Source organism: Limnohabitans sp. TEGF005 (assembly GCF_055394835.1).
In genome coordinates, this window is record NZ_AP029226.1 from 890,608 (window position 1) to 915,808 (window position 25,201).

The window sequence follows — 25,201 nt, forward strand, 5'->3', positions numbered from 1 at the left end:
ATGTTGGTGGCTTCAGCATTGACGCAGATCACAGGAAAACCCCATGCCGATTGCCAAAGCAGACTACATCGAAGGCCTTGCCAAAGGGCTGGCTGTGCTCGAGGCTTTTGACACTGAACGCCAGCGGCTGAATGCGACGCTGGCCGCCCAGCGCACGGGCATCACGCGGACGGCCGCTCGGCGGCATTTGCTCACACTGACCGAGCTGGGTTATCTGGAAACCGATGGCAGCCACTACTGGCTGTCGGCGAGGGTGCTGCGATTTGCGGGCAGCTACATGGCCACTTCGCGTTTGCCGCGCACGCTACAGCCCACGCTCAACCGTCTGGCACAGCAAACGCAGGCGGCTTTCAGCGCGGTGGTGCTGGATGGCGGCGAGGGCGTGATCGTGGCCCGCAGTGCGGGTGTGGCCGAGCCGGTGCGGCATCTGGCTTATGGCTTGCATCTGGGGGCACGCTTGCCTGCGCACGCCACGTCCACGGGGCGGGTGTTGTTGGCCAATTTGCCTCAGGCGGACTTCAATGCATGGCTCAAGGGCCGTGAATTGACCCGCATCACACCACAGACCGAAGTAGGCAAGGTCAAGTTCAAAGCGCTGATTGGACTGGTGCGGCGAGATGATCATTGCCTGGCTCGCGACGCGCATGAGCTGGGCATTCACGCGCTGGCTGTACCGCTGCGCAACATGCAAGGCCAAACCTTGGCCGCCCTGAATGTGGTGGGCACCGCCGATCAGTTGTCCGATACGGCGGTCGTGCGCAAGTGGCTGCCTTTGTTGCTGGAGGCGGCACGCGAGTTGCGGCCTTTGTTGTGAAGCGACTCAAACGCCCAAGTGTTGCTCGAGCACACTGGGGTCGTTCAGCAATATTTGCGAAGCGCCTTCAAACACCACCTGGCCTTTGACCAAGATCACATTGCGGTCGGTGATCTGGGTGACATGTTTCCAGTTTTTGTCCACGATGATGGCGCTGATGCCGCTGTCTTTGATGAGACTGCAGATGCGCCAGATTTCGCGAGCGATCAGTGGGGCCAGGCCTTCAGTGGCTTCGTCGAGGATCAGCACATCGGGATTGGTCATCAGCGCCCGACCGATGGTCAGCATTTGTTGCTCGCCGCCAGAGAGTTGCTGGCCTCCATGGCCCAGGCGTTCTTGCAGGCGCGGAAAGGTCTCCAGCACGCGTTCATAGGTCCAGTCGCGCTGGCCACGGGTGCCGGGGCGGGCGGCCATTTGCAGGTTCTCGACCACGCTCAGGTTACCAAAAATGCCTCGCCCTTCTGGCACATAAGCGATGCCCATCTGGGCCACTTCAAAAGTGGGGCGGCCGTTCATGCGCTGGCTTTTGATGTCCACCGTGCCAGTGCGTGGTGGCACGATGCCCATGATGGATTTGAGCAAGGTGCTTTTGCCCATGCCGTTGCGGCCCATCAGGCCGATGGTCTCACCGCGGCCGACCGTAAAGTTCACGCCGCGCAGGATGTGGCTGGCACCGTAATAGGTGTTCAGGTCTTGGGCGTTGATCAGGGTTTCCGGCATTTCAATGTTCCTCGCCCACTGTTGCATGGGTCTCTTCACCCAGGTACGCAGCTTGCACACCGGCATCGGCACGCACCACCGCAGGCACGTCGCTCGCAATCACTTGGCCGTTGACCATGACCGTGAGGTGGTCGGCCAGTGTGAAGATGGCGTCAATGTCGTGTTCGACCAACATCATGGCGTGGTCTTTTTTGAGGCGCAGCAGGAGTTGAACCATGCTTTCGGCCTCGGCCTGACCCATGCCGGCCAGCGGTTCGTCGAGCAGCAACACCAGAGGTTCGGTGGCCAGTGTCATGGCGATCTCAAGTTGGCGTTGCTCGCCGTGACTGGTGGCCCCCGCCATGGCATGTCGGCGGTTTTGCAGACCGGCCAGTTCAATGGCACGTTCGGCGCGCTGGTTCACGGCCGTCATCTTGGCCGCAGAGCGAAACCAGCCCAAGGGGTTGAATGGCGAGGGTTGAACCCGCGACTGTGCCGCCAGGCGCACGTTGTCCCACACACTGAAGGTGGTAAAGATGTTCGTCTTTTGATAGCTGCGGCCCAAGCGGTGACCCGAGATTTTTTCGGGTGTCCAGCCTGTGATGTTGTGGCCATCCAGTGTGATGGTGCCGCTGGTGGGCGGCAAGTCACCAGAGAGCAAGTTGGTCAGTGTTGATTTGCCTGCACCGTTGGGGCCGATGACGGCGTGAATGTGGCCCAGCCACAGGTCGAGCGAGACATCGTTGACCGCAGCAAGTCCCCCAAATCGTTTGGTCAGGCCGCGTGCGGACATCAAGCTTTGGCGTTGCATTGAATGGTCACTCATGGCCAGACTCCTTGCGTTCTGCACTGCCACCGAAGGTGCGTGAGATGACGCCCAAAATGCCTTTGGGCGCAAAAATGATCAGCGCCACAATGAAGAGCCCCATCCACATTTGCCAATGTTTGCCGGTCTTGAACTCGCCCACATCGGGCAGGTCTTTGAAAATGTGCAGCAAATATTCGAAGCTCAAAGCGCCCACGATAGCGCCTGCAAAATTGCCCATGCCCCCCAAAATGACCATCATGATGGCATGTGCACTCATGTGAAAACCCATCAGCTCCGGGTTCACAAAACCGCTTTGCGCAGCCCACAAATAACCGGCCAGACCGGCCAGTGCGCCAGCCAGCGTGAACGCTGCCAGCTTGTGGCTAAAGGTGTTGAACCCGAGTGCCCGCATGCGGTGCTCGTTGACCCGGATGCCCGACAGCGCACGGCCAAAGGGGCTCCAGAGCAGGCGGCGCAAAAACCCATACACCGCCAGCAAGCAGCCCAGCGTGAAGTAATAAAACACCTGTTTGTTTTCCAGGTCAATCACACCTGCATCGGGCCGGAAATTCAGGAACAAACCATCTGAGCCACCCAGCGCCTTGTTGTCAAAGAAGATGAAAAACACCATCTGGGCAAAGGCCATGGTGACCATGATGAAGTAAATGCCGTGCGTGCGCACCACCAAAAAGCCAATGACCAAGGCGGCCAACGCGGCCCCGCCCACCGCCAGCGGCAAGCTGGTGTACAGGCTGATGGCTTCGTTTTGTGGCGTGATGAAGGCCAGCACATAACCGGCCAAGCCAAAATAGGCCGCGTGGCCCAGCGACACCAGGCCCGTGACGCCTTGCAGCAAATCCAGGCTCATGGCAAAGATGGCCAAGATCATCATGCGCACGACCATCGCCGAGTAGAAATCAGAGCCCACAAAGGGAAAGGCGGCCAGCGCTAAAAAGCCCAAAGTCATCACCAGCTGGATGCTGCGGGGCAGGGTTTCGAGGTGAATTTGAGGCGTGCTCATGTTGTTCTTTTCGTTGTCATTGCTTGAACAGGCCTTCGGGCTTGTACAGCAGCACGGCGGCCATCAGCACGTACACCAGCATGCCCGAAGCCTGGGGCAGCAGCACTTTGCCAAAAGTGTCGACCAGGCCCACCAGCAGCGCAGCGATCAGCGCACCACGCACTGAGCCGATACCGCCAATGACCACCACCACAAAGCACATGATCAGCACTTGGCTGCCCATGTTGGGGTAGACGCTGGAAACGGGTGCGGCGATCATGCCGGCAATCGAGGCCAGGCCAATGCCTAAAGCGAACACCACCGAATGAATCAAGCGGATATTGATGCCCAGCGATTCGGTCATCTCCCGGTTGAAGGCGCCTGCGCGGATCTTCATGCCCAAGCGGGTTTTGGAGATCAGCAAATACAGGCCCAAAGCCAGCACCAGGCAAACGCCCGACATGAACAAGCGGTACACCGGATAAGACAGGTTGTCGGTCAGCGGAATGGATGCGGCCAGCAGATCGGGTACAGGCAGGCCGTGCACATCGTCGCCCCAAACCATGGAGCGCAGCTCTTCAAAAACGTAGATCAGACCGAAAGTGAGCAGCACTTGGTCAAGGTGGTCGCGTTGGTAAAAGTAACGAAACAACAGCCGCTCCAGCAACAGGCCAAAGCCCACCGACAAAGCGGTGCCCACCACAATGGCCAGCGTGAAACTGCCCAGTTGTGCCGCCAGTGACCAAGCCAGATAAGCGCCCAACATGTAAAAGCTGCCGTGCGCCAGATTGACCACGCCCATGATGCCGAAGATCAGTGTCAGGCCGGCCGCCAGCATGAACAGCAGCAGCCCGTACTGGACGCTGTTGAGCAGCTGGATCAAGAAATTCACAAAGTCCATCGGGGTCACACTTTGAAAGATGGTGGTGCAGGCATTCTAAGGGGGGCAAGCTGGGCCGAAATCAGCTGACCAAGTTCAAAAAAACCCTGCCATTTTCGATTTTTACAGGCCATGATTTGACCGGCTCGGTGGCAGGCCCACAGCTGACCGTGCCATCGCGCACATCAAAAAGTGCCTGGTGAAAAGGACATTCCACCCTGTGTCCTTCTACAAAACCATCACAGAGTTTGGCGTTGCCGTGGCTGCACAGGTTGTTGATGGCGTAAACGCCATCCTCGAGCTTGAAGACGGCAATGTCCTCGCCCTCCGGTGCCACGGCCATGCCCGCGCCTTCAAACAAATCGGCCTCGGCGGCCACGTCAATCCAGTTGTTCATGATCAGATGGGGTAAATGATGGAGTTAGGGATCATCTCGCTGTCGAACACGCAAATGCGCTCAGCGAACTTGAAGCCTTCGGGGGTTTGTACGATGGTGTCGATGTAGCGGCCCACATTGAACACAGTGCTTTCCTTGTCGAGCTTGGTGCGAAACACCGCGTAGTTGGCTTCTGCGTGGATACGACCTTCTTCGACTTTTCGCACCATGGGCGCGCCCACCACATGCCGCTGATAGTAGGGGTCATGGAAGATCGTTTCGGTGATGCCATACACGCGGTCCTTGAGCATGCCCTTGCTGGTCAGGAACAAGGTGGCCAAAGGAAATCCGCGTTCGAAGTTTTCACGGGGCTGCAGTTTGTACACGCATTCTTCGGTAAAAAATTCAGGCCAAAGATCCCATTTTCCGCTGTCCACGGCGTTGGCGTAGTCTGCATAAAGTTGCTGGATGTCGAACCAGGTTTGCATGTCTATCAAGGTCTTGCTCATCATCAGTCCTCCATCACTTTGCGCCAGTATTCGTACATGCCCCGAATGAGGGTTTCGGTCACCATGTGGTCGGTCTCGCCCACATCGCGACCGCCCAGCTCTGCCACCGCGCGGTGCTCTGGTTTGGTCTCGAAGGCTTGTTGAGAAAACTCGATCACTTCGCCATCGTCCGCCGAAACAAAGCCCGCTGGGCCAAACAGGTTGGCCTGACGCAAGCGACGCTCGGTCATTTCCGGGGTGTCGTCTTCAAAACCGAAGTGGGTCCAGACAAAGTCGAATGCGCCATGGCCATCGGGTTGGATGTGGCGCGTGGACACGCTGTTCACCTGCTGCTGAAAGATCACGCTGGGGAAAAGCGTCATCATCACCGCCGTGGGCATTTGCTCGCCCAGTTGCCACCAAGGCTCAGGCACGATGTCCAGAAAGCTCGGGTCATTCAGTTCCATGCTGGCTTTGAAGCTGCTGACTTGCGTGACCTGGGATTTGTCGCCTGTGGCCTGGCCACCCGTTCCGCGTGTGGAAATCATGGCCGCATGACGGTGGTGTTCGTCCATGCGCAACTCGGATTTGTTGTCGGCACGCCAGAGCCCGAAGGTCACAAACCAGGTGTGCAGCAGGCCGGGGTGATAAGGGTCTTTGATGTTTTCCTGCATCAGCTTCCAGTTGCCTGGAATGCGCTGGCGGTTGTAGCCCAGAAGCTTGAGCTGGCGACCGTTGAACAGCCTGTCAAAGTAACGCAGGATGGTCGGCCCCATGTAGTCTTCGAGAGACTCCACCGAGTGGTCAAAGGCCGCAAACACCACGCCGCTGCGGGTGGCCACTTTGAGCGAGGTCAGGCCATGGTCTTTGGGGTCAAAGTCTGCGGGCATGCCACCGTTGACTTTGCCGTCCTGACGCACGCCGCGGCGAAAGGGAACGCCTTGCAGTTTGCCGTCTAGCGCGTAGCTCCACTGGTGGTAAGGGCAGACCAGCTCCTTTTTGTTGCCGTGTCGTTCTCGGCAAAACGCCATGCCACGGTGCGCGCACACGTTCTCGACCACATGAATTTGACCGTCTTGGCTGCGCGTCATGATGACGGAGCGCTCGCCGATCACGGTGCGTTTGAAGTCACCCGGGTTGGGAATCTCGGCCTCTAGGCCCACATAGCTCCAGTGGTTTTTGTAGAAAAAACGCTCCAGCTCTTTTTTGTGGCTGTCCTTGTTGGTGTAGACGGCAAACGGGATTCGGCTTGTGCCCGCCGTTTCCCAGTGAATGGGGTGTTCCTGCATGAGGTCTCCTTGTGAAAACTTGACACGCATCATGCTCAAATCCAATAATTAAGTAAATCGGATTTATTGCATAAACAATATTTGAAAATCAAATAATATGGATGTCTCAAAACTGGATCTGAATTTGTTGGTGGTGTTTCACCACTTGCTGCAACAAAAGCGCGTTTCTGCCGTGGCTCAAGTGCTGGGCATGAGCCAGCCAGCGGTGAGCAGTGCGCTGGGGCGCTTGCGCGTGAGTCTGGGGGATGAGCTTTTTCTGCGTACCCAAGGCGGGATGGCACCCACGCCCTATGCCTTGCAACTGGCCGAGCCTGTGGCCGTGGCTTTGGACGGTTTGCAGCAGGCCTTGAATGTGCGTGCGGCCTTTGATCCGGCCAGCAGCACGCGCAGCTTCACCATCGCCATGACCGATGTGGGTGAAATGTATTTCCTGCCGGTCCTGATCGATGCGCTGGCCCGCTCTGCTGCGGGGGTGACTTTGCAAGTGGTCAGCGTGACCCAGCCCACGCTCAAAGAGGATATGGCTGCGGGCCGAATTGATTTGGCTGTGGGCTTGTTGCCGCAATTACAGGCAGGCTTTTATCAGCAAGCGCTCTTCAAGCAAAAATACATTTGCCTGATGCGCGAGGCGCATCCGCTGGCGGGCCAGAACAGACTCAATTTGGCCTCATTCACAGAGGCCGAGCACGTTCGCATCGTGGCGGCGGGCACAGGGCATGGCCGGGTGGATGTTGCGTTAGAGCAGCAAAAACTGCGCCGACGCTTTCGCCTGACGGTTCCGCACTACGTGGCCTTGGGCGATGTGCTGAGCCATTCCAACCTGATCGCCACTGTGCCCGAGCGTTTTGCAGACCGGACATTGGCGCCCTTCGGTCTGGTCAAACGTGACTTGCCAATGGCCGTCGATGAAAGCGCGATTCACCAGTTCTGGCACGGTCGGCTGCACCGCGATCCCGGCCACCAATGGCTGCGTCAGTTCACAGAAAAACTGTTCGGAGACAGCAAAATGCCCCATAACGAACAAGCCGTATGAGGCATTTGCAGGGCACAGCCCAGTGTCGTGTGCTTTGAGCTAAAACCCTTGGTCACTGTCTCTCGGTCCCGCGATTTGCGGTCCCGAGGCGCAGTCAATAGCCAGGGGCCTCAAGCCGTTAGCTGGCGTTTTTTACAAGCGGCAACCAGCGCCGGAGTCGGCCAGCGCCTTGGCCGCGACACCAATCACCTTGTTTTCTTTGTTGGAGACTTCACGCAGATAGATGTCTTGCACCGGGTTGTGAGATTTGCTCATGGTCCACTTGCCACGCGGGCTGTCGATCACGGCGACTTCCATGGCCTTGATCATGGCGGCCTTTTTACTCACATCGCCTTGCACGGCGTTGGCTCCTTGCACCAGCAGCAAGCCCGTGTCGTAGCCTTGCACGGCGTACACATCGGGTTGCATCTTGAAGGTCTTGGCGTAGTTCAGGCGGAATTCCTTGTTGCGCTTGGTTTCGATGCCATCGCCGTAGTGCAGGGTGGTCAGCACACCGTCTGCAGCAGGGCCTGCGGCTTCCAGCACGCCTTCGGTCAAAAAGCCGGAGCCATACAAAGGAATCTTGCCTTTGAGGCCTGCGGCTGCGTAGTCACGCAAGAACTTGGCTGCGCCGCCACCGGCAAAGAAGCAGGCCACAGCGTCGGGCTTGAGGGCGGCGATTTCGGTCAGCAGGGCCTGGAACTCGACGTTGGGGAAGGGCAGACCCAGCTCTTTGACGATGGTGCCACCCGCCTTGGTGTAACTTTCTTTGAAACCCTCGAAGGCTTCGTCGCCAGCGGCGTATTTCCAGGTGATCCAAACCGCCTTTTTATGGCCGCGCTTGACCATGGCCTCGCCCAGCGCCATGGTGGGCTGGCTGTTCGAGAAGCTGGTGCGGAAGACGTTGGGTGCGCACTGGGCACGGGTGGCGATGTGCACGCCGGCATTGGGGATCAGGCTGATCACGCCACTTTCGCGGGCCACGCGGTGAATGCCCATTTGCACGCCCGAGTGCACGGTGCCAATCAGCACATCCACTTTGTCGCGTTGCACCAGTTTGTTGGCGTTTTCGATGGCTTTGGACGGCTCGGACTCGTCGTCCACCTTGAACCACTCAATCTCGCGGCCGCCCAACTTGCCGCCTTGCTCGTTGATGGCCATGCGCACGCCGTTTTCAATGGCCACGCCCAATTGGGCAAAGGTGCCGGTGTAAGGCAGGATGAAACCGACGCGGATTTTGCCGGTCTGCGCCATGGCGCTTTGGGGGACCAACAGGCTGGTCGATGTGGTGCCCAGCAGGGCGGCACCTTGGGTCAAAAGCTGGCGGCGTGAGGTCATGTGTGTTCCCGGTCTTTAAAGTTGTGCATGGGCTCTTGATGAGCACTTTCAGATTATGGGTCAGGGCGCAGGGCGTCAGACCTAGGGAAATCATGGGGTCATGAAGCCCTTAGAAAAACCAACCAGGCTTGGGTCAGTGCACGCGTTTGATGCCTTTGAACTTGACCACCTGGTCTGACACCTGGGTGTTTACGTGCTCTGCGTTGTCGCACAAAAAGGCTTTGCCGTCTGCGCCTTTCGGTGCCTGCTCGTCAAACGCATCTGCTGGCCAAACACGCTGCGTGTGCCCATGCCGTGCGGTTGCCTTTTTGCACAGCCGTCGTGTCAAGGTGGCGCATTCAGGTGATCCGATCCAGACGCCGCGTGACGAGCAGCAGGGCCAGCAAGAGCACTGCCACCGATGGCATCACCCAGCTCAGGCCAACCCAGGTGGCCAGCAGGCCCATGCTGGCCGGTAGCAAGGAGCCCCCGGCGTAGGCGAACACCATCTGCCGCCCCACGAGGGTGCGGGCCATCTCAGCGGGAAACCGGACGGCGGTTTCGTGCATCAGCGACGGAAAAATCGGCGCACAGCCCAGCCCCATGAGGGCCAGCCCGGCGATGCCGTAAAGCCCTGGCAGTGGCAGTGCCATCAGACTGGCGCCTGCCAGCGCCAGGCCCAACCCGGCCTGCACCCACTGCCGGTTGTTCATGCGGTGGGCAACCAAGCCCACGCCAAAGCGACCCAGTGTGATGGCTGCGAAATAAAGCGACAGCCCGGCACTGGCCCGGGCCAGGCCCATGCCCCGCTCTTGCACCAAAACGCTGACCGCCCAAAGTCCGGCTCCGGCTTCGGCGCCCACGTACAACAAAAAACACAGCGGCGCCAGCCAGGCCGCATGAGGGTGCTGACGGGTGAGGGGCAGGTGTTTGGCGGCTGGTGCTGCGGGCGTGACCCGTTGGAGTTTTGGTAAAGGGCGGCGCCACCAGGGCAGACACAGCCACAGCACGCTGGCAATCGCCAGTTGAGTCCAGCCCAGGGTGATCACGCCTGCCGACCATTGGCCGGTTTGCGCCATCACGGCCCCCATCACCAGGGGCCCGGTGGATGCCCCCACACCCCAGAAACCGTGCAACCAATTCATGTGGCGCGAACTGTAGTGCTCGGCCACAAAGTGGTTGATGCTCGCGTCCACGGCCCCTGCGCCCAGCCCCAAGGGCACCGCCAAGGCCAGCAACCAGCCAAAAGAAGGGGCATGTGCAAAGCCCAGCAAGGCCAGCGCAGTCATCAGGCCACTGGTCGCCACAATCGGCCCCGTGCCCCAGTGCCGCGTCAGTGTGGCTGCGCTGAGGCTGCTGATCGCAGAGCACACAGTCATGGTCACACTCATCAGGCCTACTGCGGCCAGAGGCTGCTGCATGTCCATGCGGATGGCGGGCCATGCGGCCCCCAAAATGCCATCGGGCAGCCCCAAGCTGATGAAACACAGGTAAATCAGCAGCAGCAAACCGATGTGCTGCGGGAGTCGCCTCACGCCAGAACCCGCCCCGGGTTGAGCAGGTTTTGCGGGTCCAAGGCTTTTTTCACGGCCCGCATCATGGCCAGTGCCGTCGGGTCTTTGTAGAGCGGCAGTTTGCCGACTTTGAGTTCGCCCACGCCGTGTTCGGCGCTGATCGAGCCGTCGAACTTGGTGACCTGGTCAAACACCAGGGTGTTCACCCGTTCCTCGTTCTCACGCAAAAAGGTTTGGCCATCCACGCCCTCAGGGGCTTGCACGTTGTAGTGCAGATTGCCGTCACCCAAGTGGCCAAAGTCGACCATGCGCACACCGGGCACCTCGCGGGCCAACAGAGCGTCGGTCTCGGCCACAAAGGCCGGGATGCGCGAGACCGGAATGCTGATGTCGTGCTTGATGTTCAGGCCCTCTTGGGCCTGAGCCAGGGTGATGCTTTCGCGGATGTGCCACAGGCCCCGCGCTTGAGTCAGGTTTTCGGCCACCACGGCGTCGGACGCATAGCCTTGTTCCATGGCCGCTTCGAGCAGGGCTTCAAACTGGCTGCGGGCATGTTGTTCGTTTTCGCTGTCAGAGTTTTCGAGCAAGACGCACCACGGGGTGTCTTTCCACAGCGGCACGCGCAGTTGGGGATAGTGCTTGTCGACCAAGCCCAATGCGAACTGGCCCATGACCTCAAAGCCCGTGAGGCCAGGCCCCAGGCGTTGGTGGGCCAAGCCCAGCAGTTGCACAGCCGCTTGCATGCTGGGCACGGCGGCCCAGGCGGTCAGCTGCGCAGCGGGCTGGGGGTACAGCTTCATGGTCGCGGCGGTGATGATGCCCAGCGTGCCTTCGCTGCCGATCATCAGGTTGCGCAGGTCATAACCCGTGTTGTCTTTGCGCAGGCCACTCAGGCCGTGCCAGACCTCGCCCTGGGCGGTCACGACTTCTAGGCCCAGACACAGCTCGCGGGTGTTGCCATATCGCACGACCTGCGTGCCGCCCGCGTTGGTGCCCAAGTTGCCGCCGATGGTGCAGCTGCCTTCGGCGCCCAAGCTCAAGGGGAATAAAAAACCAGCCTTATCGGCGGCGGTTTGCAGGTTTTGCAGCACGCAACCGGCCTCAACCGTGATGGTCAGGTTGGCCGGGTCGATGGCACGCACCGCGTTCATGCGTGTCATGCTCATCACGATTTGCGTGCCCGAACCGTTGGGCACGCCGCCCACCACCAAGCCGGTGTTGCCGCCTTGGGGCACGATGGGGGTGCTTGTCGCTGCACAGGCCTTGACCACGGCAGCCACTTGGGCCGTGTTGCCCGGGCGCACCACGGCCAGGGCGCGGCCCCGCACGCGCTTGCGCCAGTCTTGTTCCCAGGGGCTCAGGTCGGTGGCCGGGTCGTCGTGGGTGAGGACGTTGGCGTCACCACAAATTTGGCGCAGCTGTTCAATCAAAGGCTGGGTCATGGTGTTCAGTCTCTGGGCACAGGCACAAAGTTGCCCGTGGCCTTGGCGGCTTTGAAGCGGATGCGCACATGCAAAGCGCAAGCCACAAACAAGGTGGTGCACAACAGGGTTTGCAAGCCTGCCAGCGCGTTGGAGGGCCAGGCATCACCCCAGGCCCGAACCACGCCCTCTATAAAGTACAGCCAGACCAACATGCTGACCCAGCGGTAGGTGTACATGCGGTTTTTGAGCAAGCCGGACAGCGGAATGCACAAAGGCAAGACCTTGATGGCCCACCAAGAGCCGCCCGGCCGCAAGGGGGCCAGCCAAAGCTCCCAGGCCAAGCCCAAAAGAATGAGACCGAGCAGACTGCCGACGGCCATCCAGCGCGTGAAATCGACGCCGACGGGTGTGTTTTCTGTGTGTGTGTTCATTGCGGTGGCATCATACCGGGCATGCAATCTTCCCTGTCCAAGACCACTTTGCGCGCCCAAGTCGCTGTTTGGTGGCAAGAACTGTCTGTTTTTCCGTGGCGTCAGATGGCCGGTGTTTTGGCCGAACGCTTTCGCGATGCCCGATTGGGCGTGAGCGCCAGTTCGCTCACCTTCACCACCGTGCTGGCTCTGGTGCCTTTGTTTGCGGTGGGTTTGGCCGTGTTTGCGGCGTTCCCGGTCTTTGGCAAGTTTCAAGACACGATCCAACGCTGGCTGATTGAGAGCCTGGTGCCCGAGAGCATTGCTCGCCAAGTGCTGAGCTACCTCACGCAGTTTTCGCGCAAAGCCAGCCGTTTGGGCTCGGCAGGCCTGGTGGCAGTGTTGTTGTCAGCGGTGTTTTTGATGGTGACGATCGAGCGTACTTTGGGCCAGATCTGGCGCTTGCGCCGTCAGCGGCCTTTGCCGCAAAGGGTGCTGCTGTATTGGTCGGCCATCACCTTGGGGCCTTTGCTTTTGGGTGGGAGCTTGGCCATCACCTCTTATGTGGTGACCGCTTCGCGCGATGTGGTGGATGTGCTGCCGGGCTCCGTCCGCTGGTTGCTCGACAGTTTTGAATTTTTGTTGCTGACCGCTTGCGTGAGTGGTTTGTACTTTTATGTGCCTTACACCCGTGTGCGTTGGCGTCATGCCATCACGGCCGGGTTTTTGGTGGCGGGCGGGCTGGAGCTGGCTAAAAAGTTGCTGGCTATTTACCTTTTGCAGGTGCCCACTTACTCGGTCATTTATGGCGCGTTTGCAGCGTTGCCGATTTTGCTCGTCTGGATTTATGTGACCTGGCTGATTGTGCTGCTGGGGGCTGTGCTCGCTTCCAGTCTGCCCGAGCTGGGCCGGCAAGCCTGGCGCAAGCCGGAAGGCGCGGGTTGGGGCTTTCGGTTGGCTTTGGAGATCTTGGCCGAGCTGGATGCGGCCAAGGCCTCTGCGCATCGCGGTTTCAGCACCGATGATCTGGCTGAGCGCTTGCGTGTAGAGCCGAGCGAGCTCAGGCAAGTGCTGGAGGTGTTGCAAAGTTTGGACTGGGTTGGCCGCTTGACTGAACAGAACGACCAAGGGCAAGCCCGGCAAGTGCTGTTGATTGACCCCACTCAGGCCAGCGTGGCCCCGTTGGCTGACCGGCTCTTGGTGCTCAGGGCTTCTGCGGCCGATCCCGTGTGGGTGCAGACGGCGCTGGACCAAATTTGCGTGGCGCAGTTACTGCCCAAACCCACGCCCTGATGTCGTACCCGACGCATTTGCCATACCCGGTGCATTAGCCATACCCGACGCATTTGTCATACCCGACGCATTAGTCATACCCGGCTTGACCGGGTATCCACGGCCGCCGAAGGCATGGACCCCCGATCGAGTCGGGGGTGACAGGTCAGTGTGAGTCGGGTTGACCAGCCAGGATGGGTTGATCAGCCAGGATGAGTTGGGGGTGACAAGATTTCCGTCATACCCGGCTTGACCGGGTATCCATGGCAACCGAAGGCATGGACCCCCGATCGAGTCGGGGGTGACAGGTCAGTGTGAGTCGGGTTGACCAGCCAGGATGGGTTGACCAGCCAGGATGAGTCGGGGCTGCTCAAAAACTGACCCGGCCGCGCCACATGTCGCGGTACATCACCCAGTCGCCCATGAAGCTGTAAAGCGGGCGTTTGAAGCTGGCGGGCTTGTTTTTCTCGAACACAAAGTGCCCGATCCAAGCACAGCCATAGCCGCACAGCAAGGCGTACAAAAAGTAAGCCGGCTTGCCCGTGATGACCAGCATGGCCAGGCACAGCAGTGACAGTGTGCTGCCCACAAAGTGCAGGCGGCGGCAGGTGCGGTTGTTGTGCTCGCTCAGGTAAAACGGGTAAAACTCGGCAAAGCTGGTGTGTTGAACGGCATCGGTCATGGTGGCTCCTTGAGTGGTCAGACTGTGTGAAATGGCGCGTTTAAAAAACCACGGAACCTCGCCCGCCCACCACGCAGAGGCGTTTGTGTGAGCTGGTAATCGGGGAAGCGTTGCAAAAACCGCCCGATGGCAATGCGGCCTTCGAGCCGCGCCAGGCTCAGGCCCGCGCACTGGTGCACGCCAAAGCCAAAAGCCAGGTGCTTGTTGCCGGTGCGGCGCAGGTTCAGTTGTTCGGGTTGGTCATACACCGCCGGGTCGCGGTTGGCTGCACCAATGCACAGCGTGACCAAGGCCCCTGCAGGCAGATCGACACCATTGACCTGCGTGGCTTGTAGGGCACGGCGATTGCCCAGCTGGTTGGACGATTCAAAACGCAAGAATTCATCAACGGCCAAACCCAAAATGTGCGCTCGGTCGTCCTCGCTGGTGGCGTCCTTCAGGTCGGCCTGGAGTTGTTTGAGTTGCTCAGGCCATTCCTGCAGCGTGATGAGCGCGTTGCCGATCAGGTTGGTTGTGGTCTCGTGTCCGGCATTGAGCAAAAACACGCAGTTTTGCAGCAGCTCGACTTCGCTCAGGGCGTCGCCGCTTGTTTCGCCATCCTTTTCTCCTTGGATCAGCCGGGTCAGCACATCGTGCTCCGGGTCGCCGGGGTGCTGGCGGCGCTGGGCAACCAGCTCGCGCAGATAGGCCAGAAATTCGTTGACGCTGCGGTTGCCCAGCGCTTCTTGTTCGGGTGTGAGGGCGGGTTCCAGCGCACCCAAAATGGCCAGTGACCAGCCGCGCAAGGGCTCGCGATCTGCGTGTGGCACGTCCAGCAAATTGCCGATGATCTCGACCGGAATGGCCGATGCAAAGTCTTCAATCAGATCCCCGCCACCCCGCTCTTGCAGCCTGTCCAGCAGGCCGTCCACCAGTTGTACCAGTCCGGGCTCCATGGCCTCAATGGCACGGCGGGTGAGGGCGCCCATGATCAGCCTTCGCACGCGGGTGTGTCGTGGTGCGTCATTGAAGACCAGACTGTTGGTGTGGTGCTCGAACAGCGGTGCCACGCCACCCGCTGTAGTGAACGGCGGTTCATTGAACGGTGCATGGTTGTATTTGGGGCCGAACTCGACTTGCTTGTCGGAGCTGAATACCTTGGCATCGCGGTACACCGCCACCAGATCGGCATGGCGCGTGAGGAAATACGAGCCGTCGGACATGCGTTTGAAGGGCTCGGTTTCGCGCAGCGCGGCATAGACTGGGTAGGGGTTGTTCAGGAAGTCGGCTGGCAGAGCCCGCAGGTCGAGTGACTGGGCAATCTCGCTGGCCCTGTCTGCCGACAAGGGCGGGGTGATGTTGGAAGTCAGTGTGTTCATTTTCAGGAGTGAGCCGCTGTTCGTGAATGTGTGCCCATGTCACGGCTTTAAAAAATCTTTGAGCGATTGCAACACGCCCTCAGGCGCTTCGGTCATGAGCGAATGGCCTGCGGGCAGCTTGACCACCGTGGGTTTGCCGCACAGGTCGATCAGGCTTTGCGCTGCTTTGGGCGGCGTCATTTGGTCTGCACTGCCCAGCACAAACAAGGTAGGGCAAGCGACCTTGGGCATGGCCGCTTCGCCGCCCTTGTAGCTGTCGCAGGCCTTGAAGCCGGTGTAGAACACATTGGATTGCGGGTTGCTTGCCAACACCCTGCGCATCAGGGCTTTGCTGCCGCCATACAACCAAGTGCCTGGCCCCAAAGCCGACGGGGGCGGTGCCAGTGTGGAATGCGAAAAACTGTTGACCATGTCGATGGCCTTGAACGGTGCACTGACCGACAGGTCGAGCAGCGCAGGCGAGACGCGCATCGGGTACGCAGTGCCCACCAAAACCAAATGGCTGACGCGACCGGGGTGAGCCACCGCGTCTCGGGCGGCGGCTTCGAGTGCAATCAGCGAGCCAAAGCTGTGGCCGATCAGGGCGGCTTTGTCGATCTTCAGTGCGTCAAGCAAAGCGATGACGGTGTCTGCGGCTTCTTCGGCGCTTTGCGGCGGTGGGCCTTCGCTTTTGCAGTGGCCGGGTAAGTCCACCGCCAGCACGTTCCAGCCGTGGTGGGCAAAGTAACGGGTTTGCAAAATCCAGACGCTGTGGTCGTTGAGCACGCCGTGGATGAAGACAGCGGTGGGTTGCGCGGGGTTGAAGGGCTTGCCGCCGGTGTAGGCGTAAAGCAGGTGGCCTTGAACAGAGATTTTCATGGACGTGCTCATCCTCATGACCCCGCTTTCTCGGCGGCTTTGAGCGCCTTCTTCAAGTCGTCGATCAAGTCGGCAGGGTCTTCCAGACCGATCGACAAACGAATGGTGCCGGGGCCAATGCCGCCAGCGGCCAGGGCTTCGTCCGTCATGCGGAAATGCGTGGTGCTGGCTGGGTGGATCACCAGGCTGCGGCAGTCGCCCACGTTGGCCAGGTGACTGAAGACCTTGAGGGCTTCGATGAATTTTTGCCCTTGGGCGCGGCTTCCCTTGATGTCAAAACTGAACACCGAGCCTGCACCGCGCGGCAACAGCTTTTGCGCCAGTGCATGGCTGGGGTGGCTCTCCAGCAGGGGGTGGCCCACGCGGCTGACCATCGGGTGAGCGGCCAAAAATTCGACCACTTTGGCGGTGTTCTCCATGTGCCGGGCCATGCGCAAGGGCAGTGTTTCGATGCCTTGCAAAATCAGCCATGCGGTGTGCGGGCTCATGCAGGCGCCAAAGTCGCGCAGGCCTTCGCGTCGCGCACGCAGCAAGAAAGCTCCGACGGTGCTTTCTTCGCTGAAGACCATGTTGTGAAAGCCTTCGTAGGCTTGGTTGAGTTCGGCGAATTTGCCCGATTTGTCCCAGTCAAAGCTGCCGCCATCGACCACCACGCCGCCCACCACCGTGCCGTGGCCGGACAGGAATTTGGTTGCTGAGTGGTAGACCAAATCAGCCCCGTGGTCAAAGGGTTTGATCAACCACGGCGAGGTGAGGGTGGAGTCCACCAAGAGCGGCACGCCCGCTGCGTGGGCGATGCCACTGATGGCTTCGATGTCCAGCACATCCATGCCCGGGTTGCCCACGGTTTCGCCAAAAAACAGTTTGGTGTTGGGGCGTATGGCTGCTTTCCATGCATCCAAGTCGCCTGGTTTGACAAAGGTGGTGCTGATGCCAAAACGGCTCAGGGTGTAGTGCAGCAAGTTGTGTGAGCCGCCGTACAAAGCCGACGACGCCACGATGTGCGAGCCCGCGCCCATGAGGGTGGCAATGGCCAGGTGCAGTGCGGCCTGGCCGCTGGAGGTGGTGATGGCACCGATGCCGCCTTCCAGCGCGGCCACACGTTGCTCTAGCACCGCATTGGTTGGGTTGCTGATGCGGCTGTAGACATGGCCTGGGCGCTCCAGATTGAACAGGGCCGCCGCTTGGTCTGTGGATTCAAAAACAAACGAGGTGGTGAGGTGAATTGGCACCGCCCGGGCACCGGTACTCGGGTCGGGTGCCGCACCGGCATGCAAGGCCAAAGTGTCAAAACCGGGATCGCTGTAACCAGCCATGAAGGGCCTCCGCAAAAAGAATGTGTCCGACAGGCTGGTGGCCTGCCGTTCGGTGTTCATTGTGGGCTATATTGATATCGAATCTCAACCGGATCGACCCTCAGGAGACACACCATGAAAGTCAGCGACATCCTCCGCGTCAAAGGCGGCACCTTGTTCACGGTTCAGGCCGACGAACCTTTGTCCCGCGCCATGAACGACATGGCCGAAAAAGACCTCGGCTCTTTGGTGGTCATGGCCAAGGGCGCCTTGGCTGGCATGCTGACTTTCCGTGAAGTGATCCGTCAGATTGTCAAAAATGGTGGGCAGGCAGGGACCGCTTTGGTGCGCGATGCCATGGACGCCCAGCCCCTGACCTGCACTGGCGAGACCGACATCGACGATGTGCGCCGCATGATGCTTGAGCACCACTCGCGCTACATGCCGGTGATGGACGGCGCCATGTTGATGGGTGTGATCAGCTTCTACGACGTGGCCAAAGCCGTCGTGGACGGTCAGAACTTCGAGAACAAGATGCTCAAGGCCTACATCCGCGACTGGCCCGATGGCTCGGCCCCTGAGTCCGAAGACGTCAAGCTCTGATTTTTCCAGGGCTGTCGCCCCGAAAAAAGACGCGGGCCGCTCTGGGATAATGGGCAACATGAGCGGCAATACCTTTGGAAATCTCTTTTCGGTCACCAACTTTGGTGAATCCCACGGCCCGGCCATTGGCTGCGTGATCGACGGCTGCCCCCCGGGCATGCCGCTGTCTGAGGCCGATATCCAGCCCGACCTCGACCGACGCCGCCCCGGCACCAGCAAATTTGTCACCCAGCGCAACGAGCCCGATGCGGTGCAAATCATCTCTGGCGTGTACCAGGGCCTGACCACTGGCACCCCGATTTGCCTGCTGATCCAGAACACCGACCAGCGCAGCAAGGACTACGGCGACATCCTGCAGACCTTCCGCCCGGGCCATGCCGACTACACCTATTGGCGCAAATACGGCCTGCGCGACCCGCGTGGCGGTGGCCGTTCGTCGGCCCGCCTGACGGCACCCATGGTGGCGGCAGGTGCCGTTGCCAAAAAGTGGCTCAAAGAAAAGTTTGGCACCACTTTTGTGGGTTGCATGACCCAAATTGGCGATGTGCCGATTGGCTTTGAGAGCTGGGACCATGTGCCAAACAACCCGTTTTTTGCCCCGGTGGCCGACGTCTCGGCGCTGGAAGACTACATGAACGCGCTGCGCAAGTCGGGTGATTCGTGCGGCGCACGTTTGCGTGTGGTGGCGCGTGGCGTGCCCGTGGGACTGGGTCAGCCGCTGTTTGACAAGATCGATGCCGACATCGCTTTCGCCATGATGGGCATCAATGCCGTTAAGGGCGTGGAGATCGGGGCGGGCTTTGGCTGTGTCACGCAAAAAGGCAGCAGCGCCGGGGACACCCTCACACAGCAGGGCTTTGTGGGCAACAACGCGGGTGGCGTGCTGGGTGGCATCAGTACCGGACAAGACATCGAAGTGTCGATCGCCGTCAAGCCCACCAGCTCGATTCTGATTCCGCGCGACTCGATTGACTCTGCGGGCCAGCCCACCGAGGTCATCACCAAAGGCCGCCACGACCCGTGCGTGGGCATCCGCGCCACGCCCATTGCCGAAGCCATGCTGGCTTTGGTGGTGATGGAGCACGCTTTGCAGCATCGCGCTCAATGCGCCGATGTCGAGCACGACGTGGCCCCAATCCCAGCGGCCAAGCCCTGAGGCATGCCGCAACGCCGTCAGCTTTGGCCTTTTGCCGCCCTGTCGGCCAGTTATTTCGCGCACATCGGGTTTTTCAACCCCTACTTGCCGCTGTGGCTGCAAGACATGGGTTTGAGTTTGTTGACCATCAGCCTGCTCACGGCCGTGCAGGCGGCTACCCGTCTGTTTGCGCCTTATGCCTGGGGCGCCATCAGCGACCGTACCGGCGAACGCGTGAAACTGTTGCGCATCGGGGCTGGCGTGGCCTTTGCCTCGGCTTGTTTGTTGTTTCTCGATTGGGGGCCGGTGGGCCTGGGCTTGGTGTTGCTGGTCATGTTCACCCACACCAGTTCCATGATGCCCATGAGCGAGGCGGCCATGGCCCACTTGGTCAGCCAAGGTGGTGCTTTTGACACCAAACGCTACGGGCGTGTGCGGCTGTGGGGCTCGATGGGATTTTTGGTGACGGTGTTTGCGGCAGGGGCTTGGTTCGAGGCCTTTGGCATGCAGCACTTCCCGGGCTGGACGGTGTTGAGTTTGGGGGCGGTTTTGTTGAGTGTCTGGTGGCTGCCGGACATCAAAGAGGCCTCGCATCATTCGGACTTGCATGTGCCTGTGGGGCCTGTGTTGCGGCAAAAACCGGTGCAGTGGTTTTTTGCGTCCACATTTTTCCATGTGCTGTCGCACATCGGGATCTATGTCTTTTTCTCGCTGTATCTGGACTCCTTGGGCTACAGCAAAACCATGATTGGCGTCTTGTGGGCGGTGTCGGTGGCGGTGGAAATCGGCTGGTTTTTTACTCAATCGCGCTGGCTGCCTCGCCTGCCTTTGACGGGTTGGCTGGTGCTGTGTTCGGCCACCATGCTGCTGCGCATGGGCCTGACCGCTGCATGGGCCGATGTGTTGTGGGTGTTGCTTTTGGCGCAAACCTTGCACGCTGTCACCTTTGCCACGCACCACACGGTTTGCATTGCTTTGTTGTCGCACCATTTTCCGGGCCGTTTGCGCGGGCGTGGGCAGGCGCTTTACACCGTGGTGGCCTACGGTTTTCCGGGGGTGCTGGGCGCTTTGTTGGGTGGGCTCATCAGTGAGCGCTGGGGCTTGGTCAGTGTGTTCTGGGTGAGCGTGTTGACCAGTGGCGTGGCCACAGCCGCGGCGTACAAAGTCTGGCGTCTGCAACACCCTCGCCAGGTGTTGCCATGACGGGTGCTGTGCCATCACTGGCATGCTTGCCCGCCTTTTTGCCGCCCGATTTGGCCACTGCGCTGGCGGGGGGAGAACGTTGGGTCACCCGTTTTGACGGGGCCGACACCGTTTGGCATACCTGGGGTGATGCGCATCGGCCTTGTGTGGTCTTGCTGCACGGCGGCAGCGGCAGCTGGACGCATTGGGTGCGTAACATCGCACCGCTGCGCGATGCGGGCTGGCGTGTGCTGGTGCCCGATTTGCCCGGATTTGGCGATTCTGACTTGCCCGCAGGCTGCGTGGACACCGACGACATGCCGCCCCATTTGCAGGCCGGTTTGACGCAATTGCAAACTGACGGCCCCGTGAGTTTGGTGGGTTTTTCATTTGGGGGCATGACAGCAGCTTTGTGGCTTGCGGCTCAACCGCAAACGACGCTGCCATCCGTGCAGCATTTGGTGCTGGTGGGGGCGCCGGGCATGGGCCTGACGGTGCCTGAACGCATCCCGCTCAAAGGCTGGCGGCATTTGCCCAGCCCCGAGGCACAAGCCCACATTCACCGTCACAACTTGATGGCCTTGATGCTGCAACGACCAGACAGTCTGGACGATCTGGCTCTGGCCCTGCACACCGCTAACGTGACGCGTGACCGCCTCACCCGCAGGCGCTTGTCGTCCACCGACATCGTGGCCCGCACTTTGCCCAAGTTGCAGGCCAAGGTGAGCGCCATTTATGGTGAACATGACGCTTTGTACCGGGGCCGTTTGCCCGAATTGCAAGGGCTTATGCAATCACTCGCCCCGCATTGGGGGCAATGGCAAACGGTGCCCGGTGCCGGACATTGGGTGCCCTACGAGGCGGCGAGTGCGTTCAATTTGGCTTTGCTGGGTATTCTGAGTGAGCCTACAAATCCAGCTGTGGCTTTAATTGCCGTACAGGCACAAAACGCCAACGCCCGAACAGCATGGTGAGCGCCGCAGCGCCCAGGCCCACGCAGCTGACTTGTACCCAATCCAGCAGCCAGGCACCTTCGTAAGCACCAAACAAGCTGGCTTTGAGACCGTGTGCCAACCAAGTGATGGGCAGCCATGGGCTCAATGTGGCGAAGAAACTGCCGCTGAGTTCCACGGGCATGACCCCGCCAGAGGAGGTCATCTGCAATGCCAACAACACCATGGCCGTGGCTTTGCCGGCATCGCCCATGAAACAGGTCAGGGCACTGATCACACACAAAAACGCCAGCCCGGCGCTCACGATGGTGCACGTCAAGGCCCATGGATTGACCACATTCACCTGCAGCACCACAAACACAGTGAAAAGAATGAGCAGGCATTGCAGCAAAACAAGGCTGCCAGGCAGCAGCAACTTGCCCAGCCATTGGGCCACTGGATGGTAGGGCTTGGCCTGCTTGGGAAGTGAACGAAGGTTCACCACAAACACCGCAATACTCGCCCCTAACCACAGGGCGGCAGGAATCACGTTGGCGATAAAGCCAATGCCGTTGTTTTGCACGGCGGCGTCCATTTCAACCACCGGGCGCACGGAGTCGGCCAAGCCTTCGGGGCTGCCTTCAGGGGTTTCGCCCATGTCGGGAATGGCTTTTTCGACGAGCCCCAAACCCATTTGCAAGCGTTTGCTGCCGCTGCTCAGTTGTTCGGTGCCTTGCGCCATTTGGGTTGTGCCCAGTGTCAATTCAGCGGAGCCCGACTCCAAGGCATCCAACTGAGCGTCTTCCGGAAATTGTCCGACGGCCGTACGCAATGCATTGTTCATGCCACGAACGCCCGCCGTGAGTGTGTTGACACCCGCGCGCAGGGTCTTGGCTCCATCTTCGAGTTTTTGCCCACTGTCTACCGCAGTGTGCAGGCCTTGGTCGAGTTGTTGCACACCTTGTGCTGCCTGAGTGACGCTGCCTTTACCCGTGGCGCTGACTAAAAAGCTGTTGTCTGATTCTTCCTTGAACAGGCTGACTTGCGTGGCGAGTTCGCGGCTGCCTTTGTTGAGTTGTTGGAGGCCTTGACCCAACTCGGATACACCGTTGACGAGGGCATCAGTGCCGGCATCGAGCCGCCTCAATTCGGCGTTGCGGGGACGGCTGGTTTCCATTTGGCGTAAACCAGCACCGAGTTTTTTGGAGTTCTGAGTCAGCTGTGCGACGTTGTCGCTCAGCTGCCGGGCGCCAGTCTGGACAGACTTTGCGCCGATGGCGGCATTGCTGGCCGCCACGCTGAGTTCAGTGGCCCCTTGGTGAAGCTCTTTCAGACCTCGGTTGAGTTGGCTCACACTTTGTTGCGAGCCTGCCGCATTCAACAGGACCAGGGACCAACGCTGCGCATTCAGACTTCCGTTGACTTTGTGACCCAGCTCAGCGGCGAACTGTTGGGCGATTCTGGCGGTTTCGACATTGTTGCCTTGCGATGCAAAGACCACCAATTGGCCTGCGCCAGCTTGCTCACCGGGAACGGCATTTGAGCTGAAGTTGGCCGGAATGATCAATGCAAAGGACAATTTGCCTTGCCGCACTTGCAGTCGGGCCTCTTCGGCCGTGCGCATTGTGCGGTAGTTGAAGCGGGCGGCATTTTGCAAGGTTTGGCTGAGTTCTTGCCCGACATTGAAATTGCTCTCACGGTAGACCAAGCCTTGGTCAAGGTTGACGATGCCCACAGTCAAAGCCTGGCTGTGAGAAGCAGGGTCCCACAGGCTTGACAGATAGATCACTGAATACAGGGCCGGAATCAGGGCGATGGCGGCGATCGACCAGACGAATTTGGCTCGGCGAAAGAAGAAGCCAACGTCAATGCGAGCGATTGATCTGGCTTGTCGCAGGAGCTGTGGCAGTGTGGCGGTTCGCCGGGTGTCGGCTTGTAAGGGGGGCAGCATTTCCTCAACTGTACCCGTGTGCCGGTAGCCGATGTTTTTTTGTTCAGTCCTGTGTGCGCCCCAGGCGCTTGCATCCCTCCGGGGCCGAGACGGTCACCCCTTGTGCAGACAGGTATTTTGAGGCGCGGTGAGCATCGATGCGTTGCCCCATGGAAAATGGGCAATCAGCCAGTAGCTCTGGTTTTCGCCCTTGATTGAAGAAAGCGCCCCATGACCACCACTTTGAAAATTGATTTCGTATCTGACATTGCCTGTCCCTGGTGCGCCGTGGGCTTGGGGGCACTGGAAAAAGCCTTGAACAATCTGGACGGTGAGGTAAAGGCCGATCTGCACTTTCAGCCCTTTGAGCTGAACCCACACATGGGGCCGGGCGGCCAGGACTTGGGTGAACACCTCACGCAAAAGTACGGATCTACGCCTGAACAGCAGGCTCAAATTCGCCAGACGATTGCCGATCGGGGTGCCGAGGTGGGGTTCGAATTCCACCCGGGCGGTCGTGGCAGGGTTTACAACACCTTCAACGCCCACCGCTTGTTGCATTGGGCAGAGGGCCAAGGGGCGGGTGCGCAACATGCCTTGAAAAAGGCGTTCTTGCAGGCCTATCAGGGCCGCGCTGAGTGCATGGAGGACGCTGAAGTTTTGCTGGCTGGCGTGGCCGCCGCTGGCTTGGATGCCGCCGCCGCCCGTGAGGTTTTGGCCAGCGACGCCCACACTGCCGAAGTGCGAGAGCGCCAGCAGTTGTACGCCCAAGCTGGGATCCGATCTGTGCCCGCCATCATCATCAACGACAAGCATTTGATTTCGGGCGGGCAGCCGGTCGAGGTGTTTGAGCAGGCCCTGCGCCGCATCGCATCTGGCGAGGTCGCTTGAACCATGCGCCCTGATCCGATGACGACTGATTTTCCGGACCCATCGTCCGCGCTCAATAGCCCGCAGCGACGGGCCATATTGGCCCGCCTGAGCACAGCCATGGTTTTGCCGCTGTGGGGCTTGAGTGGTACAGCCGGGGCGCAAACCGATCGCCATGCAGCCATGGCCGAGCTGTTCTCTGCTTGGCGGCAAGGTGGTGGGGTGCTGATCATCCGCCATGCCGCCACCGAGTCGGGGCTGGGCGATCCGCCGGGCTTTGTGATCGGAGAGTGTCGCACCCAGCGCAACCTGAGCGAGGCCGGCAGGCAAGCCTCGCGTTCCTTGGGGGCTTGGCTGCAAGTACAAAAATTCAAGCCCGACGCTGTGCGCAGCAGCCAATGGTGCCGCTGCCAGGACACCGCACGATTGGCTTTTGGCGGGCACGAAGACTGGCCTGCACTCAACAGCACCTTTGCCGGGCAGGGCGATTCGGCCGCCCAGCAACAGGTTTTGCGCGAGCGCCTGCTGGCCCTGCCCGTTGGCCGCACCGAGGTTTGGGTCACGCACCAGGTCATCATGACCGGGCTAACTGGGGCTTATCCGGGGCTGGGAGAAGGCTTTTTGGTGGACCGTCAAGGTCGTTTGCGATTGCGCGCGGACCTGGCCGCATGAGCACGTTACACCGTCTGACGGTTTACTTTGACGGCTCGTGCCCGATGTGTCGGCGCGAAATCGCCATTTACCGCCGCTTGCCTCAGGCCGCTGCGCTTGACTGGGTGGACGTGAGCGCCGGAGCCGAACTGGGTGACTCGCTCAGTTGTGCGCAGGCCATGGCCCGTTTTCATGTGCGCGACCAACAGGGGCGCTTGTTCAGCGGCGCTGCTGCGTTTTCGCAAATGTGGCGGCTGTTTCCGGGCTGGTGCTGGTTGGGATGGTTGTCAGCCTGGCCACCGATGTCGTGGTTGTTCGAGTTGGCTTACCGTTTGTTTTTGCCCATGCGCCCGCGCTTGCAAAGGTGGGTGCGGCGATGGTCTGGTGAGGAGACGCCGTGAC

General features: G+C 60.0%; 27 protein-coding genes. 10 read left to right on the forward strand and 17 right to left on the reverse strand.

What is annotated here, in order from left to right; genetic code table 11:
- Nucleotides 1–43: 43 nt before the first annotated feature.
- Nucleotides 44–814 (forward strand): IclR family transcriptional regulator domain-containing protein, encoded by a 771-nt coding sequence (locus ACZ5RG_RS04240; protein ID WP_312259975.1) that lies wholly within the window; start codon nucleotides 44–46, stop codon nucleotides 812–814.
- 6 nt (nucleotides 815–820) lie between these two features.
- Here ACZ5RG_RS04240 and ACZ5RG_RS04245 read toward each other — a convergent pair whose 3' ends face one another.
- From ACZ5RG_RS04245 to ACZ5RG_RS04275, 7 genes are all read right to left on the reverse strand, one after another.
- Nucleotides 821–1,534: an ABC transporter ATP-binding protein gene (locus ACZ5RG_RS04245; protein WP_464447859.1), complete on the reverse strand. Its 714-nt coding sequence runs from the start codon at nucleotides 1,532–1,534 to the stop codon at nucleotides 821–823.
- A gap of 1 nt (nucleotide 1,535) precedes the next feature.
- The gene (locus ACZ5RG_RS04250) at nucleotides 1,536–2,339 is read right to left on the reverse strand and encodes an ABC transporter ATP-binding protein (protein WP_298601400.1); all 804 of its coding nucleotides are present in this window, start codon (nucleotides 2,337–2,339) and stop codon (nucleotides 1,536–1,538) included.
- Entirely contained in the window at nucleotides 2,332–3,342 is a 1,011-nt protein-coding gene (locus ACZ5RG_RS04255) for a branched-chain amino acid ABC transporter permease (protein ID WP_298601397.1), read from the reverse strand. The genes ACZ5RG_RS04250 and ACZ5RG_RS04255 overlap by 8 nt, the downstream gene beginning before the upstream one ends.
- Before the next feature lie 16 nt (nucleotides 3,343–3,358).
- A complete protein-coding gene (locus ACZ5RG_RS04260; protein WP_019428645.1) occupies nucleotides 3,359–4,222 on the reverse strand; it encodes a branched-chain amino acid ABC transporter permease in 864 nt (287 codons plus the stop codon).
- Nucleotides 4,223–4,283: 61 nt separating this feature from the next.
- The gene (locus ACZ5RG_RS04265; protein ID WP_315236649.1) at nucleotides 4,284–4,598 is read right to left on the reverse strand and encodes a non-heme iron oxygenase ferredoxin subunit; all 315 of its coding nucleotides are present in this window, start codon (nucleotides 4,596–4,598) and stop codon (nucleotides 4,284–4,286) included.
- Between the two features lie 2 nt (nucleotides 4,599–4,600).
- Nucleotides 4,601–5,089: an aromatic-ring-hydroxylating dioxygenase subunit beta gene (locus tag ACZ5RG_RS04270; protein WP_298601389.1), complete on the reverse strand. Its 489-nt coding sequence runs from the start codon at nucleotides 5,087–5,089 to the stop codon at nucleotides 4,601–4,603.
- Nucleotides 5,089–6,354: an aromatic ring-hydroxylating dioxygenase subunit alpha gene (locus tag ACZ5RG_RS04275; RefSeq protein WP_312259981.1), complete on the reverse strand. Its 1,266-nt coding sequence runs from the start codon at nucleotides 6,352–6,354 to the stop codon at nucleotides 5,089–5,091. The genes ACZ5RG_RS04270 and ACZ5RG_RS04275 overlap by 1 nt, the downstream gene beginning before the upstream one ends.
- A gap of 97 nt (nucleotides 6,355–6,451) precedes the next feature.
- On the opposite strand from ACZ5RG_RS04275, the gene ACZ5RG_RS04280 reads away from it, so the two are divergent.
- Nucleotides 6,452–7,387, forward strand: a complete 936-nt coding sequence (locus tag ACZ5RG_RS04280; RefSeq protein WP_315236647.1) for a LysR family transcriptional regulator — start codon at nucleotides 6,452–6,454, stop codon at nucleotides 7,385–7,387.
- Nucleotides 7,388–7,519: 132 nt separating this feature from the next.
- Here ACZ5RG_RS04280 and ACZ5RG_RS04285 read toward each other — a convergent pair whose 3' ends face one another.
- The 5 genes from ACZ5RG_RS04285 to ACZ5RG_RS04305 all read right to left on the reverse strand — a co-directional run bounded on the left by ACZ5RG_RS04285 (nucleotide 7,520) and on the right by ACZ5RG_RS04305 (nucleotide 12,052).
- Entirely contained in the window at nucleotides 7,520–8,704 is a 1,185-nt protein-coding gene (locus ACZ5RG_RS04285; RefSeq protein ID WP_298600744.1) for an ABC transporter substrate-binding protein, read from the reverse strand.
- A gap of 133 nt (nucleotides 8,705–8,837) precedes the next feature.
- The gene (locus ACZ5RG_RS04290) at nucleotides 8,838–9,032 is read right to left on the reverse strand and encodes a hypothetical protein (RefSeq protein WP_464447860.1); all 195 of its coding nucleotides are present in this window, start codon (nucleotides 9,030–9,032) and stop codon (nucleotides 8,838–8,840) included.
- Nucleotides 9,033–9,042: 10 nt separating this feature from the next.
- Complete coding sequence (locus ACZ5RG_RS04295; RefSeq protein ID WP_298600741.1) at nucleotides 9,043–10,218, reverse strand: MFS transporter; 1,176 nt, start codon at nucleotides 10,216–10,218, stop codon at nucleotides 9,043–9,045.
- Nucleotides 10,215–11,639 (reverse strand): FAD-binding oxidoreductase, encoded by a 1,425-nt coding sequence (locus tag ACZ5RG_RS04300; RefSeq protein WP_464447861.1) that lies wholly within the window; start codon nucleotides 11,637–11,639, stop codon nucleotides 10,215–10,217. The genes ACZ5RG_RS04295 and ACZ5RG_RS04300 overlap by 4 nt, the downstream gene beginning before the upstream one ends.
- A 5-nt stretch (nucleotides 11,640–11,644) precedes the next feature.
- Nucleotides 11,645–12,052, reverse strand: coding sequence for a DUF2069 domain-containing protein (locus tag ACZ5RG_RS04305; protein WP_298600734.1), 408 nt, complete (start codon nucleotides 12,050–12,052; stop codon nucleotides 11,645–11,647).
- 21 nt (nucleotides 12,053–12,073) lie between these two features.
- Here ACZ5RG_RS04305 and ACZ5RG_RS04310 point away from each other — a divergent pair, with 21 nt between their 5' ends.
- Nucleotides 12,074–13,324 (forward strand): YihY family inner membrane protein, encoded by a 1,251-nt coding sequence (locus tag ACZ5RG_RS04310; RefSeq protein ID WP_464447862.1) that lies wholly within the window; start codon nucleotides 12,074–12,076, stop codon nucleotides 13,322–13,324.
- 349 nt (nucleotides 13,325–13,673) lie between these two features.
- Here the strand turns inward: ACZ5RG_RS04310 and ACZ5RG_RS04315 are convergent, their stop codons facing one another.
- Genes ACZ5RG_RS04315 through ACZ5RG_RS04330 form a run of 4 tightly spaced genes read right to left on the reverse strand, consistent with a single transcriptional unit; the run spans nucleotide 13,674 to nucleotide 17,517 of the window.
- Entirely contained in the window at nucleotides 13,674–13,985 is a 312-nt protein-coding gene (locus tag ACZ5RG_RS04315; protein ID WP_298600729.1) for an Mpo1-like protein, read from the reverse strand.
- A gap of 17 nt (nucleotides 13,986–14,002) precedes the next feature.
- Entirely contained in the window at nucleotides 14,003–15,343 is a 1,341-nt protein-coding gene (locus tag ACZ5RG_RS04320; protein ID WP_464447863.1) for a cytochrome P450, read from the reverse strand.
- Nucleotides 15,344–15,382: 39 nt separating this feature from the next.
- Nucleotides 15,383–16,201, reverse strand: coding sequence for an alpha/beta fold hydrolase (locus ACZ5RG_RS04325; RefSeq protein ID WP_312259987.1), 819 nt, complete (start codon nucleotides 16,199–16,201; stop codon nucleotides 15,383–15,385).
- 14 nt (nucleotides 16,202–16,215) lie between these two features.
- The gene (locus tag ACZ5RG_RS04330; protein WP_464447864.1) at nucleotides 16,216–17,517 is read right to left on the reverse strand and encodes an O-acetylhomoserine aminocarboxypropyltransferase; all 1,302 of its coding nucleotides are present in this window, start codon (nucleotides 17,515–17,517) and stop codon (nucleotides 16,216–16,218) included.
- Between the two features lie 114 nt (nucleotides 17,518–17,631).
- On the opposite strand from ACZ5RG_RS04330, the gene ACZ5RG_RS04335 reads away from it, so the two are divergent.
- The 4 genes from ACZ5RG_RS04335 to ACZ5RG_RS04350 are packed head-to-tail and all read left to right on the forward strand — an operon-like array spanning nucleotide 17,632 to nucleotide 21,390.
- On the forward strand, nucleotides 17,632–18,099 hold the full coding sequence (locus ACZ5RG_RS04335) for a CBS domain-containing protein (protein ID WP_298600721.1): 468 nt from the start codon (nucleotides 17,632–17,634) through the stop codon (nucleotides 18,097–18,099).
- Between the two features lie 58 nt (nucleotides 18,100–18,157).
- Nucleotides 18,158–19,255 carry a chorismate synthase gene (gene aroC, locus ACZ5RG_RS04340; protein ID WP_298600719.1) on the forward strand — a complete coding sequence of 366 codons (1,098 nt, stop codon included), beginning with the start codon at nucleotides 18,158–18,160 and terminating at the stop codon, nucleotides 19,253–19,255.
- A gap of 3 nt (nucleotides 19,256–19,258) precedes the next feature.
- Nucleotides 19,259–20,437 (forward strand): MFS transporter, encoded by a 1,179-nt coding sequence (locus ACZ5RG_RS04345; protein ID WP_464447865.1) that lies wholly within the window; start codon nucleotides 19,259–19,261, stop codon nucleotides 20,435–20,437.
- Nucleotides 20,434–21,390 (forward strand): alpha/beta fold hydrolase, encoded by a 957-nt coding sequence (locus ACZ5RG_RS04350; protein ID WP_464447866.1) that lies wholly within the window; start codon nucleotides 20,434–20,436, stop codon nucleotides 21,388–21,390. Before ACZ5RG_RS04345 ends, ACZ5RG_RS04350 begins: the two co-directional genes overlap by 4 nt.
- Here ACZ5RG_RS04350 and ACZ5RG_RS04355 read toward each other — a convergent pair.
- Nucleotides 21,323–23,299: a YhgE/Pip family protein gene (locus ACZ5RG_RS04355; protein ID WP_298600710.1), complete on the reverse strand. Its 1,977-nt coding sequence runs from the start codon at nucleotides 23,297–23,299 to the stop codon at nucleotides 21,323–21,325. The two genes, ACZ5RG_RS04350 and ACZ5RG_RS04355, sit on opposite strands and share 68 nt — an antisense overlap.
- Before the next feature lie 210 nt (nucleotides 23,300–23,509).
- Between ACZ5RG_RS04355 and ACZ5RG_RS04360 the strand changes: the two genes are divergently transcribed.
- From ACZ5RG_RS04360 to ACZ5RG_RS04370, 3 genes are read left to right on the forward strand one after another with little or no spacing between them, the layout of a single operon-like run.
- Nucleotides 23,510–24,169 carry a DsbA family oxidoreductase gene (locus ACZ5RG_RS04360; protein WP_464447867.1) on the forward strand — a complete coding sequence of 220 codons (660 nt, stop codon included), beginning with the start codon at nucleotides 23,510–23,512 and terminating at the stop codon, nucleotides 24,167–24,169.
- An 18-nt stretch (nucleotides 24,170–24,187) separates the two neighbouring features.
- Nucleotides 24,188–24,820 carry a histidine phosphatase family protein gene (locus ACZ5RG_RS04365; RefSeq protein WP_464447868.1) on the forward strand — a complete coding sequence of 211 codons (633 nt, stop codon included), beginning with the start codon at nucleotides 24,188–24,190 and terminating at the stop codon, nucleotides 24,818–24,820.
- Complete coding sequence (locus tag ACZ5RG_RS04370) at nucleotides 24,817–25,200, forward strand: thiol-disulfide oxidoreductase DCC family protein (protein ID WP_026036419.1); 384 nt, start codon at nucleotides 24,817–24,819, stop codon at nucleotides 25,198–25,200. Before ACZ5RG_RS04365 ends, ACZ5RG_RS04370 begins: the two co-directional genes overlap by 4 nt.
- Nucleotide 25,201 lies beyond the last annotated feature (1 nt).